The organism is Streptomyces sp. NPDC016640 (assembly GCF_043076215.1).
Lineage (GTDB): Bacteria > Actinomycetota > Actinomycetes > Streptomycetales > Streptomycetaceae > Streptomyces.
Map to the genome: position 1 here is coordinate 17,051 of NZ_JBIBRG010000021.1, position 13,751 is coordinate 30,801.

Here is a 13,751-nt window from a genome sequence, read left to right on the forward strand (position 1 = left end):
ACGCGGGACATCAGAGCCGGTCGCGCAGAGCGGCCGGAACGTCGTCGAACGCGCCGGACGTCCGCCCGATCCGGTCGATGCGGAGCGTCGCCGTGACGCCGTGGGCCGCCAGCCCCTCGAACGCCGAGACGCGCTCGACGGCGGGTGCCAGGAACGCGGTCCCCTCCTTCGCGGCGCGCTGGTACGTCAACGGCTTCAGGAACCGCGAGACGGAGAGCCCCGCGTTGTAACGGGCGGTCTTGCCCGTGGGCAGCACGTGGTTGGTGCCGGCGATGCCCTTGTCGGAGTAGGCGACCGTCGACCACGCCCCGATGAACAGCGAGCCGTAGTTGGACAGGTGCTCCAGGTAGTAGTCGTCGTCCTCGGTCTGGATCTCCAGGTGCTCGGGAGCGATCACATCGGCCACCGCGACGGCGCCGGCCCGGTCGTCCACCACGATGACGGAACCGAAGTCGCGCCACGCCGGGCCGGCGATGTCCCGGGTGGCCAGGGACCGCAGCTGGCGCTCCACCTCCGCGATCACGGCGCGCCCCAGCTCCTCGGACGGGGTGATCAGGGCGGCGGGGGAGTTGGGGCCGTGCTCGGCCTGGCCCAGCAGGTCCGCCGCGACCCACACCGGGTCGGCGCTGTCGTCGGCGATGACGGCGACCTCGGAGGGACCGGCCAGCAGGTCGATGCCGACCCGGCCGAACAGCTGCCGCTTCGCCTCGGTGACGAACGCGTTGCCCGCGCCGACCAGCATGTCGACCGGGGCCTCGCCCAGCAGGCCGAAGGCCATCGCGCCGAGCGCCTGGACACCGCCGAGCGCGAACACCCGGTCGGCGCCCGACAAGTGGGCGCCGTACAGCACCGCGGGGTGCGCGCCGTGCTCGCCCGACGGGGGAGTGCAGGCCAGCACGGTGGGGACCCCGGCCGCCTTCGCCACGTTCACCGTCATGAAGGCGCTGGCGAGCAGGGGGAACCGGCCGGCGGGCAGGTACGCGCCGACACGGGAGACGGGGACATAGCGCTGGCCGGCGGCGACACCGGGAGCGACCTCGATCTCGAAGTCCGTCAGGTGCTCGCGCTGCGCGGCGGCGAACCGGCGGGTGCGCTCGCAGCCCATCTCCAGCGCGGTGCGGACGTCCGGCGGGAGGGCGTCCCCCGACTTCCTCAGCCCGGCGGCCTCGATCTCCAGGGCACCGGACCAGCCGTCCAGCTCCTGGGCGTAGGCGCGCACCGCGTCCATGCCCTTGCGCTCGATCTCCCGCAGCATCTGCGAGACCCGCTCGACCACCGCGGGATCGCGCTGGGCGGGGGGACCGTCCACGGCCGGCTTCTTGAGCCACCGGAACGGGGGGAGGGCCTGTGCCTCGTCATGGGTGATCTGCATGGCGAGGACGCTAGACGTCACGCTGCCACAGGACCAGAGGGGCCCTTCCTGTCCGATCCACAGGGTTTCCCTGCCCTTCGGCCGAGGGCGGGGCCAGGCCGGTGCGCCGTGCCGCCGGGCCGCTCAGAGGCCGAGGTCGGTACGGAGTTCGCGCAGGGTGTCCTCGGCGATCCGGGCGAGCTCCCCGGTGGCCCGTGACAGCGGCTGCCCCCGCCGTCTGACCAGGGCGATCGTGTCGTAGAGGGGATCGGCGAAGGGAGCGGTGCGCAGCCCCGCGGGAAACGCCGCCCCGGCGACCACCGCCCGGCTGGCGATCGTGTCGCCCACCCCGGCGGCCACCAGGCCCAGCGCGGCCTCGACGTGTTCCAGTTCGATCAGCGGGTCGATGCCGACCCCGGCGAGCTGGGCCCGCTCCGCGAGCTGCCGCCGGGTCGGGTCCTGCCACCCGTAATGGGCGTCGTAGAGGACCAGGGGTGCCCGGGCGAACTCCTCGATCGTCACCGGCGCGCGGGTTCGTTCCTCGCTCGCGCTGACGAAGAACACCTCGTCACGCAGGAGCGGGGTCACCACCAGCCCTTCGTCGTCGATCGGCAGGACGACCAGGCCGGCCTCGATCCGTCCCGCCGCCACGGCCGCCGCGGTCTCGGCCGAGTTCTGCCCCACGAGCCGGACCCGGACGGACGGATACCGGGCGTGGAACATCTGCACGAGGTTGGACAGCAGGTAGTAGTCCGCGTTGCGGAGCACGCCGAACGTGGCGGTCCCCCCGCCCAGCGAGCCCAGGGAGCGCACCGCCCGGGTCCCGCTCTCGGCGGCCTCCACCGCCTGCCGTGCGTACGGCAGCAGTTCCCGGCCGGCCGAGGTCAGGGTCAGGGTGCGGCTGCCGCGTGCGAACAGCTCGGCGTCCAGCTCCGCCTCGAGCCGGCGCACCAGTTCGGAGGCCGACGCCTGGGCGATGTCCATGGCCCGCGCCGCTGCGGTGAACGACCCGAGCCGCTCCGCCTCGACGAAGGCCCTCAGCTGATTGAGGGTCATGCGGTGCCTGTGTCCCCTGGAGTCGGCGCGTCCGCGTCGCGGACGCGGTGATCCTCGTTCTACCACGGTGTTCCGGGGCGGGCACCGGTGCCGGCCCCTGGGTTTTCCTGTGGATGCCGCTGGAGGAAGGGGGCTTGTCCCGTGGACGGCACGATGATTGGCTCGGCCGCACCCCCGGACGCCACCGAGTGCGGAAGGCCACCCCAGCGATGACGACCCCCCTGTCGATCGGCCTCGTCCAGACGGCCGCACGGCACCACGCCGACGGCGACATGGACGCGTTCGCCGCGGACGTGCGCCGCGTCACCGCGGCGCACCCCGGTGTGCGGCTGCTCGCGTACCCCGAACTGCACCTGTGCGGGCACCGGCCCGGCGAGGACCCCGAGACGGTCATGACCGCGGCGGCCCAGCCGCTGGACGGACCGCGCGGCGCCCGGCTGGCCGCCCTCGCGCGCGAGCTGGACATCTGGCTCGTGCCCGGCAGCGTCTACGAGCGCGGTGCGGACGGCCTGATCTACAACACGGCCCCCGTCTACTCGCCCGCGGGCGAACGGGTCGCGGAGTACCGCAAGATCTTCCCGTGGTGGCCCCACGAGACCACGGCGTCCGGCAGCGGCTTCGTGGTCTTCGACGTGGCGGGCCACGGACGCGTGGGCCTCACGATCTGCTACGACGCCTGGTTCCCCGAGACCACCCGCCACCTGGCGTGGCTGGGCGCCGACCTCGTACTGAACCTGGTGCGCACGCCCACCGCCGACCGCGCCCAGGAAGTCGTGCTCGCGCAGGCCAACGCGATCGTGAACCAGGTATTCATGGCCAGCCTCAACGCGGCGGCGCCGGACGGCGTCGGGCGCAGCCTCGTCGTGGACCCCGAGGGGCACACCCGCGCCGAGGCCGGGCCCGGCCCGGAGGAGGTGCTGACGGACGTGCTCGACCTCGCCGAGGCCCGCCGGGTGCGCAGGCGGGGGACAGTGGGCCTCACCCGGGTGTGGGACCCGTTCGCGCAGGGCCGTCCGCCGCTGGAACTCCCGCTGTACGCGGGGCGGATCGACCCCGAGCGCTGGCGCCGCGGAGCCGGCCCGTGAGCCGGCGGGTCCCGCGGTGACCGCCTGAGCGGCCGGACGGCACCACGGGCCGGCCGCACGGCACGCGGGGCCGGACGGCACGCCTCAGCGGCCGGACGCGGACCCGGCCCGCAGCCAGGCGGTGGTCCACGGCGGGAGCTCGTCACCGGTCAGCGGCCCCGAGGCGAGCAGCACCTCGCCCCGCGGCAGCGGGACGGGGTCTGCGGAGAGGTTGCCGACGGTGTGCCAGCCGCCGGCGCGGGCGAAGTGCAGCAGCCCCCGACGCGTCCGCTCCCGCGGGCCGATCCATTCCAGCTCCTCGTCCGCGACCAGTGCCCGGCGCAGTCGCAGGGCCTCGCGGTACAGCTCCAGGAAGGACTCCTTGTCGCCGCTCTGCGCGTCCGCCGCGTACCGGCCCCAGTCGGCGGGCTGCGGCAGCCACGATCCACCGGGGCCGAACCCGAAGCTCGTGCCCTCGCGGGTCCACGGCAGCGGCACCCGGCAGCCGTCACGGCCCTTGACGCGCCCGCCGCTGCGGACCCACATCGGATCCCGCAGGTCCGCGCGGTCCAGGTCGGCGACTTCGGGCAGCCCCAGCTCCTCGCCCTGGTAGAGGTACGCGGACCCGGGCAGCGCCAGCATCAGCAGCGCCGCGGCGCGCGCCTTGCGCACCCCCGTCGACAGGTCCGGGGCCGGTTCCCGGCCGTCGGCGAGCAGCCAGGCCTCGATGTCCTGCCTGGTGCAGTCCTCGGGCAGGGCGTAGCGCGAGACGTGACGCACCACGTCGTGGTTGGAGAGCACCCAGGTGCTGGTCGCCCCCGCGCGGCGGGCGTCGGCGAGCGCGGTGTCGATGAGGGTGTGCAGCCCGGCGGCGTCGAGCCGTGCGCCGAGGAAATCGAAGTTGAACGCCTGTCCCAGCCCGGTGGCGGAGGCGTAGGCCGTACGCCGCGAGGGACGCACCCAGGCTTCGGCGACGGCGAAGCGCGGCGGGTCGTACGCGTCGAAGACCCGCCGCCAGCCGCGGTAGATCTCGTGCACCTCGTCGCGGTCCCACAGCGGATGGCTGCCGTCGGCCGGCAGGGCGTCGGGCTGGTAACTCCGCTGCTCGCCGAGGTCGCGCAACGGCGCGCGCAGGTCCTTGGCGAGGCCGTGGGCGACGTCGACCCGGAAACCGGCGACGCCCCGGTCGGACCAGAACCGCAGGGTGTCGTGGAAGTCCTCGCGGACCTCGGGGTTGTCCCAGTTGAAGTCGGGCTGCTGGGGGGCATAGAGGTGCAGGTACCACTGGCCGTCCGGCACCCGGGTCCAGGCGGGGCCGCCGAAGCTCGAGGGCCAGTCGGTGGGCGGCAGTTCACCGTCCTCGCCCCGGCCGTCGCGGAAGACGTAGCGCTCGCGGGCGGCCGAGCCGGGCGGGGCCGCGAGCGCCTCCTGGAACCAGACGTGCTGGTCGGAGGAGTGGTTGGGGACGATGTCGACCATGATCTTCAGGCCGAGCCGGCGGGCCGTGCCGACCATCTCGTCGAAGTCGTCGAGGGTGCCGAGACGGGGATCGACGTCGCGGTAGTCGGCGACGTCGTAGCCGCCGTCGGCGAGCTGCGAGGGATAGAACGGGCTCAGCCAGACGGCGTCCACGCCGAGGCCGGCGAGGTAGGGCAGACGGGAGGTGACGCCGGGGATGTCACCGATGCCGTCGCCGTCGGAGTCGGCGAAACTGCGGGGGTAGACCTGGTAGACGACGGCCTGCCGCCACCAGTCCGCGTCGCGCGGCGAGGGGGCGGGGGAGTCGTGGTGGGGCATCTGTGAACCTCTCGGGCGCGTGCCCAGGGTGGGTGCGGGTTGCGGACATGCGGTGGGGGCGGGCGGGGGCGGCCGCCCCCCGGGAACGGGGCTCCGCGCGGTGTCGCTCAGCCCTTCACGGCGCCGGTGGTCATGCCGGAGACGACCGACCGCCGGAAGATCAGCACCAGGACCGCGATCGGCACGGTGGCCACCATCGCGCCGGCGAAGATCACCCCGTACGGGACCTGGTACTGGCTGGTGAACAGCGCGATGCCGACGGAGACGGTGCGGCGGTCGTCGGAGCCGTTGAAGGTGAGCGCGAGCAGGAACTCCGACCAGGTCGCGGTGAAGGAGAACACGCCGGCCGTGAACAGCCCCGGCCGGGCCAGCGGCAGGATCACCGTCAGGGCGGTGCGCAGGGGGCCGGCGCCGTCGACGACGGCGGCCTCCTCCAGCTCGGCCGGAATGCCGCTGAGGTAGTTGCGCATGATCCAGATCGCGAACGGCAGGTTCAGCGCCACGTACGGGATGACCAGGCCCGGGTAGCTGTTGAGCAGCCCCGCCTGGCGCTCCATCAGGAACAGCGGTACGAGCAGGGCGATCGGCGGGAAGACCGACAGCATCAGCAGCGCCGTCATCACGGCCCCGCGCCCGCGCAGCGGCAGCCGGGCGAGGGCGTATCCGGCGAAGAACGCCAGGGACAGGATCAGCACGGTGGAGAGGCAGGCCACGACCACGCTGTTGAGGAAGTAGTGGCCGATCCCGTTGCGGTCGAAGGCGGTCTCGTAGTTGCCGAGCGTGGGGTTCTTCGGCAGCAGGGTGGGCGGCGTCGCGCTGATCTCGCCGGGCCCCTTCAGGGAGGCGGACGCCATCCAGACCAGGGGCAGCGTGGCGCACACGGCGATCAGCAGCCCGCCGGCGTTGACGGCGTTGACGTAACGGCGCACGCCGGTGCGCGGGACGTGGCGGCTCATGCCCGGCCCCCTTCGTCGACTTGGGCGCGGAAGACGCGCAGGAACAGCAGGCAGCAGCCCAGGACGATGACGGCGGTGGTGACCGCGACGGCGGCGCCGCCTCCGAAGTCGAGGTTCTGGAAGAGGATCCGGTACCCGAGGATCGCCACCGACTGGGTGGCCGTGCCCGGGCCGCCCTGGGTCAGCACGAACGGCAGGTCGAAGATCCCGAACGCCTGGAGGATGCGGAAGAGGACCGCGATGGCGACGATGGGCCGCAGCTGCGGCAGCGTGACCTTCCAGAAGGTGGTCCACGCGCTCGCGCCGTCGATCTCGGCGGCTTCGTAGACGTCGCCCGGGATGAGCATCAGACCGGCGAGGACGACGATGGCGACGAACGGCGTCGTCTTCCACACGTCGACGGCGACCATAGCGGCCATCGCGGGCACCGGCTGCCCGAGGATGTCGGGCTGGGTGCCGAACACCTGCTCGCACAGCCAGCCCACCGCGCCGTAGGTGCCGTTGAACAGGTACGACCACAGCTGGGCGGCGATCACGTTGATCAGGGCCCAGGGCAGCAGGAGCAGGGCGAGGATCCAGCCGCGGCCGGCGCCGAGCCGCTCCAGGACGAGCGCCGTGAGCGTTCCGAGGACCAGCTCGACGGAGACCGAGACGACGGTGAAGCCCAGCGTGAACGCCAGCGCCCGGTACCACTCGGGGTGCGTCAGGAGCGCCTCGTAGTGGGCGAGGGTGGGCGAGCCGAACCGCAGGCCGCCGTACTCGAGCCGGACCTCGCAGAACGACAGCACCAGCGAGAAGACGACGGGGAAGACCGTCACCGCGGCGATGACCAGGAGGGCGGGGGAGGCGAACAGCCACCCGGTGCGGGCGCGGCGGCGGGCGGTGGAGCCCGGGGGCGCGCCCGGGGACTTCCGCGGGGCCCCGGCGCGCGCACCGTCACCCCCGCCTTCCGGCGGCGTCCCCGCCGTCTTCGTGTGCAGTACGGAACTCACAGCGCTTTTCCTTCCAGGGCCGTACGCAGCCCTTCGCGTGCGGCGCGGACGCCGTCCGCGGGGGAGAGGCGGCCGCGCACGACCGCGTTCGCCGGGGTGTACAGCGCCTTGCTGACCTGCGGGTAGTACGGCGTCTGCACGGGCCGGGCGACGAGTCGCAGGTCGGCGGCGCGCAGGACGGTCGGGTCACCGGCGGCGCGCGCCTCCGGGCCGTCGAGCACGGAGGACATCGCGGGGATGACACCGGCCTCCCGGGCGAGCAGGCGCTGCACCTCCTCCCCGGCGCAGAACCGGGCGAACTCCATGGCGGCGCCCAGCTCCTGGGAACTGGGGTTGACGAAGTTGCTCCAGCCGCCGGCGCAGGAGACGCCGGAACGGCCGGTGCCCTCGAAGCCCGGACGCGGCACCGCCCCGATCCTCCCGGCGACCCGGGAGACCTCGGGGGTGCTCGCGTTGACCCAGGCGTACGACCAGTTGCGCAGGAACAGCCCGCGCCCGTTGACGAAGGCGTCCTGCGCGTCCGACTCCTCGTACGTGGCCACGGTGCGGGGCGTGACCCCGCGGGCGGTGAACTCGGCCATCAGCGAGAACGCCCGCTCCGCCTCGGCGCCGCCCAGTACGGCCCGGCCCCGCCCGTCCAGGACGGCGGCGCCCGCGTCGGCGAGGAACTCGGTGACGTTGGCGGTCAGCGACTCGGTCACCGCCGCCTGCCACAGGAACCCGGCCTCCGTGTCACCGGCCCGCTGCACCGTGCGGGAGGTGTGCAGCAGCTCCTCCCAGCTGCGGGGGACGCGCAGCCCGTGCTTGGCGAGGAGGTCCTTGCGGTAGAAGAGGTAGGTGCTGTCGGTGAAGAACGGCACCGCGTAGACCTTGCCCCGGTACGTGGAGCCGGTGCGCAGGGCCGCCGGGTAGGCGTCCCAGAAGCCGTCCGGGAGCAGTGTCTCCACCGGCAGCGCGAGCGAGGAGTGGCCGAACTGCGCGGGCCACGTCGTGTCGCCCAGGTACACGTCGGGCTGGGGGGAGCCGCCGGCGAGCTGGGTGGCGATGGCACTGCGGTTGCCGTCCGAGGTGGACAGCGCGTTGATCTTCGAGACGCGGATACGGGGATGCCGCCGCTCGAAGGCGCGGATGATCAGATCCGCGACGACGGCGCCCCGGCGCGAGGGGATCTCGGAGACCCACCACGTCAGCCGGGCCGGTTCCGTGGGAACGGCCGCGGCCCGCGCGAGCAGGTCGTCGAGGTCCTTCCCTCCGCATCCGGACAGCAGACCCGCCGCGGCGGCGCTCACGGCGCCCGTCAGCAGTGCTCTGCGATGCAGGGACATGGCGCACTCCTCCCCTCTCGGGCTGTCTGATGACAGCGCTGTCACCGTAGGGAGCGTCCGGATGGTGTGTCAACGGTCACAACCGTGCGAATGCTGGGGGAAGTTTCGATGACAGCGCTGTCACCCTGTCTGACCTGGTGGGGTGGTTGCTGTGTTAGCGTCCCGAACATGGTCGGTGAAGCCGTTGAGAAGGGGGCCACGCTGGCGGACGTCGCCCGGCGGGCCGGAGTGTCTCCCTCGACCGTCTCGCGCACCCTGCGCGGCCTGTCGACGGTGTCCCCCGAAACCCGGGCGCGCGTGGAGCAGGCGGCGCGCGAGCTGTCGTTCGCCATCTCGCGCAGCGCCTCCAGCCTGGCCACGGGGCGGACGGGCCGGGTCGCCGTGCTCGTGCCCAACCTCGACTCCTGGTTCCTGGGCGCGGCGCTCGCCGGCATGGCTCCCGCCCTCGACGCGGCCGGCCTGGACATGCTGGTCTACAGCGTCACCACCGCCGAGCAGCGCGCCCGGTTCTTCGACCGGCTGCCGGCCCGCCGCAACGCCGACGCCCTGCTCGTCGTCAGTTTCGCCCTCTCCCCCGAGGAGCGGGCGCGCCTGGACGACCTGGGCATGCCCCTGGTCTTCGTCAGCCAGCACGAACAGGGCAGGGCCGGCGTCTACGTGGACGACGTGGAGGCCGCCCGGCGCGGCACCCGCTACCTGCTCAACCTCGGTCACCGGCGCATCGCCTACCTGGAGCCCGTGGACGCCTCGGGTTTCGCCTGGAGCAGCAGAGCCCGTCTCGACGGGTACCGCACGGCCCTGGCCGAGGCGGGCGTCGGCCGGGACGACGACCTCGTCTGCCAGGTCGCCCACTGGCAGGGGCCGAGCCTGGAAGCGGCGATGGGGCGGCTGCTGAGTCTCGCGGAGCCGCCCACGGCGATCTTCGCCGAGACGGACGACATCGCCTTCAGGCTCCTCACCGTGCTGCGCGGCGTCAACGTCCCGGTGCCGCAGCGGATGTCGATCCTCGGCTTCGACGGCCATGCCATGGCCGAACCGTGGGACCTGTCCACGATGGCCCAGCCGGCCCGCCGGCTGGGCGAGGCGGCGGCGGAGCTGGCCCACCGCGTGATCCACGACCCCGAGGCGCATCGGGAGCGGCACGTGGTCCTGCCGGTGGAACTCGTCCCGCGGGGCAGCACGGGCCCGGCACCGGCCCCGTCTCCGCGGCCCGGTGACCGGGAAGGCGACCGGGAACGCCGGGCGTGACACCGGCCGGAGCGCGGTGGCGGAAGCCCCGGGGGACGCCGGGGCGGTCCGGCCTCCCCGCCGCCGTGCCGCCCGGTTCGCCGAGGCCGCCGTAGCCGTCCCGGCAGGGCGCGGGGGTCCTCGCGGTGGCGTGGTGTTCCCGCTCGTCGAGGAGTGCTGTCCGCCCGCCCGCCCGCCCGGGTGGGCGGGCGCACGCTCCTACGGCGCGGCGGGTCCCTTGACGGCCAGGTAGACGGTGTTGGACGAGGTGCCGCCCTGCAGGGGGTTGTCGAACTCGACCACGTGGGCGGCCGTGCGGGGGAAGACCTCGGTGAGCGTGGAGACGAACCGGTCGTCGGGCGGATCGTTCGACCACAGGGCGAAGACGCCGTCGGGGTGGAGGTGCCCGGCCAGGGCGCGCAGCCCGTCGGGCCGGTAGAGGGCCGCGTGGCGCGGGTGGAGCACATGGCGCGGCGAGTGGTCGACGTCCAGCAGGACGGCGTGGAAGAGGCGGCCGGGCCCGTCCGGGTCGAGGCCGTGCGGACCGGCCGCCAGGGCGAAGAAGTCGCCGTGCACCAGGCGGCAGCGGGGGTCCGACGCCAGCCCGGCGCCGAGCGGCACCAGGCCGCGGCGGTGCCAGTCGATGACCTCGGCGAGCGCGTCGATCACCGTCAGCGAGCGGACGCGGGGGTCGTCCAGCGCCGCCCGGGCGGTGTGGCCGAGTCCGAGCCCGCCGACGGCGACGTCCAGTGCGGTGCCCGGCGCCTCCGCCAGCGCGAGTTCCGCCAGCGCGATCTCACCGGCGGTGAACAGGCTGGACATCAGGAACTCGTCGCCGAGTTTCACCTCGTACACGTCCTCGCCCGACTCCGGGTGACGCCGCCGCCGCAGACTGATGTCACCGATCGGTGTCGGCTGCCAGTCGATCTCCTGGAAACGCAGGCTCATCGGTTCGCCTCTCCGACGCCGTCGGCGCCGTGGTGCTGGGGCCGGCGGCGTCCGGCGCGGGGTGCTCGCCGTCCGTCCCCCCGCCGGGGCGCCGGGGGGACGGGGTACGGCCCGGTCAGGCGTCGATGACGACGGGGATGACGAGGGGCCGGCGGCGGTGGCTGCGGAAGGCCCAGTTGGTCACGGCGCGGGCGATGAGCTGTTCGAGCTGACGGGCGTCGCCGACGCCCTCCTCGGCCGCGGTGGCCAGGGCCTTCTCGATGACGGGGACGGCGGAATCGAAGGTGGCCTCGTCGTGCACGAAACCGCGGGCCAGGAAGTCCGGGGGCTCGGCCAGCGCGCCGGTGTCCGCGTCGACGAGCGCCACGACCGTGAGGACACCTTCCTCGGCGAGGGTGCGGCGGTCCTTGAGGGACGCCTCCGTGCCGCCGCCGACCTCCATGCCCTCCACGTAGACGTTCCCCGCGGGCACCTTGCCGGTGATGGACGCACGGCCGTCGACGAGGTCGACGACGACACCGTCCTCGGCGACGACGACCCGTTCGGGGTCGACGCCGGTACGGACGGCCAGCTCGGCGTTGGCCCGCAGGTGGCGGTACTCGCCGTGGACGGGCATGACGTTGCGCGGCTTGACGATGTTGTAGCAGTAGACGAGTTCGCCGGCGCTGGCGTGGCCGGAGACGTGCACCTTGGCGTTGCCCTTGTGGACGACGTTCGCGCCCCACCGGGTCAGCCCGTTGATCACCCGGTAGATGGCGTTCTCGTTGCCGGGGATGAGGGAGCTGGCGAGCAGGACGGTGTCGCCCTTGCCGATGCGGATCATGTGGTCGCGGTTGGCCATCCGGGACAGCGCGGCCATGGGCTCGCCCTGGGACCCGGTGCACACCAGCGTGACCTTGTGGTCCGGCAGTTTCTCCAGTTCCCTGGTGGTGACCACCAGGCCGGACGGGACCTTGAGGTAACCCAGCTCGCGGGCGATGCCCATGTTGCGGACCATCGAGCGGCCCACGAAGGCCACCTTGCGGCCGTGCTGGTGGGCGGCGTCGAGGATCTGCTGGATGCGGTGCACATGGCTGGCGAAGCTGGAGACGATGACCCGCCTGGGCGCGGTCCGCATCACCTGCTCGATCGCGGGGTTCAGTTCGCGCTCGGAGGTGGTGAAGCCGGGCACCTCGGCGTTGGTGGAGTCGGTGAGGAACAGGTCCACGCCCTCCTCGCCGAGGCGGGCGAAGGCGCGCAGGTCGGTGATGCGGTCGTCGAGGGGGAACTGGTCCATCTTGAAGTCGCCGGTGTGCAGCACCATGCCGGCGCCGGTGCGGATGGCGATCGCGAGGCTGTCCGGGATGGAGTGGTTGACGGCCACGAACTCGCAGTCGAAGGGGCCGAAGCCGCGCCGGTCGCCCTCGCGCACCCGCACCGTGCGGGGCCTGATGCCGTGCTCCTTGAGCTTGGCCTCGAGGAAGGCGAGGGTGAGCTTGGAGCCGACGACGGGAATGTCGCGCCGCTCCCTGAGGAGGTAGGGCACGCCGCCGATGTGGTCCTCGTGGCCGTGGGTCAGCACGATGGCGGCGATGTCGTCCAGGCGGTCACGGATCGAGGTGAAGTCGGGCAGGATCACGTCCACGCCGGGCTGGGTCTCCTCGGGAAACAGCACACCGCAGTCCACGATCAGCAGTTTTCCGGCGTGCTCGAAGACGGTCATGTTCCGGCCGATTTCGCCCAGACCGCCCAGGGCGGTGATCCTCAGCCCTCCTTTCGGGAGCGGCGGGGCGGCTTTCAGCTCAGGGTGTGGATGGCTCATACCCCGACGCTACAGGTGAGCGGCCCGGGAGTGATCCACGGCCCGTCCGGTCGGGGGACGGCGCCGACGCCACCCGGTGGCCCGGTGCCTCGCCCGGCCGGGGCCGGCGCCCCGGCCGTGTCGGTCCCCGCCGTCCCGGACGCCGCGCGGCAGGACTTCCCGGGCGGACGGTACCGGTGCTCCGTGATGCGGTGGATCACCGGGTCCGGTGCCGAACGGGGCGTGCCGTGCGCTCCCCGCCCCCCCCGGATCTCCGCCGAGCCGGGCCGCACCCCGGCGTCCGGGATCCGGGCCACCCCTCGGTGTCCAGGGCAGGGCCGCCGAGGACCGGGGCCGGCCGGTGGCGCGGAACGCGCGCAGGGGTGGACACGGCGCATCCCGGCGTCGTGCCGGGCACCGGGGATCCTCGGCGCGTCCATCACGTGCTCGTCCACGGTTCCCCGGGGTGGTCGTGCGCCGGCGCCGGCCGCCGGGCGTCGTTTTGTCCGCCCCTGCCGCGCTGCGCCCGCAACGTCCGCTGAACGGGCGCCGATCGGGCACGTGCGGACTCCATACGGAGGGGGCGCGGGCCCCTGCGCGCAGGACCGCTGTGGCATTCTGATGGCCCCCCGGCCGCCACCGTCGTCGGGCCGTCACCGGGTGCGGCCATTGAGACGGACGCCACCCGGTTCCGGCTTCCGTGGCCGGTACTTCACCAGGCAAGATCAGTGGGGCATGTGACGAACCGGATGCCGGGCCGGACATGGGAAGAGTTCGGCGCAGAAGGGTGGGGTCGGCGTGACGGAGCCGCTGGAGAAGCGTTTGGAGAAGGCGATGGCCGAACTCCAGGCGGCTCAGGAGGCGGTCGCTCGTACGGAGCGTGAATTGCGGCAGTCGTCTTTCGCCGTGGTCTCCTCCGACCGGGCGGTGCGTGCCACCGTGGGTCCGCAGGGCGAGCTGAGCGGGATCGAGTTCCTGGAGAACAAGTACCGTGACATGTCTCCGCAGGAGTTGGCCGCCAGTGTGCTCGAAGCGGCGGCCGCCGCGCGCCTGAAGATGAACCGGCACGTGATGAAGGCGATGGCGCCCTTCACCGAGCCCAGTGCCGACGTGCCGGAGCTGAAGGGCTTCGAGCTGGACTGGGAGCGGATCTTCGGGCCCGGGGTGCTGGACGAGGACGACGAGGACACGGCACGTGGTGGCGAGGCCGCCCCGGCCTGGCGGGACGCGCTCGGTGAGGACGGGGAGGACTGAG

At 73.3% G+C, this 13,751-nt stretch carries 11 protein-coding genes; 3 read left to right on the forward strand and 8 right to left on the reverse strand.

From position 1 onward, the window contains the following. Positions 1-10: 10 nt before the first annotated feature. The gene (gene hisD, locus ACF07S_RS31480) at positions 11-1,372 is read right to left on the reverse strand and encodes a histidinol dehydrogenase (RefSeq protein ID WP_391975730.1); all 1,362 of its coding nucleotides are present in this window, start codon (positions 1,370-1,372) and stop codon (positions 11-13) included. A 123-nt stretch (positions 1,373-1,495) separates the two neighbouring features. Next, positions 1,496-2,407: a LysR family transcriptional regulator gene (locus ACF07S_RS31485; RefSeq protein WP_391966833.1), complete on the reverse strand. Its 912-nt coding sequence runs from the start codon at positions 2,405-2,407 to the stop codon at positions 1,496-1,498. 209 nt (positions 2,408-2,616) lie between these two features. Between ACF07S_RS31485 and ACF07S_RS31490 the strand changes: the two genes are divergently transcribed. Beyond that, positions 2,617-3,492, forward strand: coding sequence for a carbon-nitrogen hydrolase family protein (locus ACF07S_RS31490; protein ID WP_391966832.1), 876 nt, complete (start codon positions 2,617-2,619; stop codon positions 3,490-3,492). Between the two features lie 84 nt (positions 3,493-3,576). Here the strand turns inward: ACF07S_RS31490 and ACF07S_RS31495 are convergent, their stop codons facing one another. The 4 genes from ACF07S_RS31495 to ACF07S_RS31510 all read right to left on the reverse strand — a co-directional run bounded on the left by ACF07S_RS31495 (position 3,577) and on the right by ACF07S_RS31510 (position 8,541). After that, the gene (locus ACF07S_RS31495; protein WP_391975731.1) at positions 3,577-5,268 is read right to left on the reverse strand and encodes an alpha-amylase family glycosyl hydrolase; all 1,692 of its coding nucleotides are present in this window, start codon (positions 5,266-5,268) and stop codon (positions 3,577-3,579) included. 107 nt (positions 5,269-5,375) lie between these two features. Next, a complete protein-coding gene (locus tag ACF07S_RS31500; RefSeq protein ID WP_391966830.1) occupies positions 5,376-6,224 on the reverse strand; it encodes a carbohydrate ABC transporter permease in 849 nt (282 codons plus the stop codon). After that, a complete protein-coding gene (locus ACF07S_RS31505) occupies positions 6,221-7,216 on the reverse strand; it encodes a carbohydrate ABC transporter permease (RefSeq protein ID WP_391975732.1) in 996 nt (331 codons plus the stop codon). Before ACF07S_RS31505 ends, ACF07S_RS31500 begins: the two co-directional genes overlap by 4 nt. Then, positions 7,213-8,541: an extracellular solute-binding protein gene (locus ACF07S_RS31510; protein ID WP_391966828.1), complete on the reverse strand. Its 1,329-nt coding sequence runs from the start codon at positions 8,539-8,541 to the stop codon at positions 7,213-7,215. The genes ACF07S_RS31505 and ACF07S_RS31510 overlap by 4 nt, the downstream gene beginning before the upstream one ends. Positions 8,542-8,709: 168 nt before the next feature. On the opposite strand from ACF07S_RS31510, the gene ACF07S_RS31515 reads away from it, so the two are divergent. Further along, positions 8,710-9,789 carry a LacI family DNA-binding transcriptional regulator gene (locus tag ACF07S_RS31515; RefSeq protein ID WP_391975733.1) on the forward strand — a complete coding sequence of 360 codons (1,080 nt, stop codon included), beginning with the start codon at positions 8,710-8,712 and terminating at the stop codon, positions 9,787-9,789. Positions 9,790-9,987: 198 nt separating this feature from the next. Here ACF07S_RS31515 and ACF07S_RS31520 read toward each other — a convergent pair whose 3' ends face one another. Both ACF07S_RS31520 and ACF07S_RS31525 read right to left on the reverse strand, forming a co-directional pair. After that, a complete protein-coding gene (locus ACF07S_RS31520; protein WP_391966826.1) occupies positions 9,988-10,716 on the reverse strand; it encodes a spermidine synthase in 729 nt (242 codons plus the stop codon). A gap of 115 nt (positions 10,717-10,831) precedes the next feature. Continuing rightward, a complete protein-coding gene (locus tag ACF07S_RS31525; protein ID WP_391966825.1) occupies positions 10,832-12,517 on the reverse strand; it encodes a ribonuclease J in 1,686 nt (561 codons plus the stop codon). Positions 12,518-13,294: 777 nt separating this feature from the next. Between ACF07S_RS31525 and ACF07S_RS31530 the strand changes: the two genes are divergently transcribed. After that, positions 13,295-13,750 (forward strand): YbaB/EbfC family nucleoid-associated protein, encoded by a 456-nt coding sequence (locus ACF07S_RS31530; protein WP_391966824.1) that lies wholly within the window; start codon positions 13,295-13,297, stop codon positions 13,748-13,750. Position 13,751: the final 1 nt, after the last annotated feature.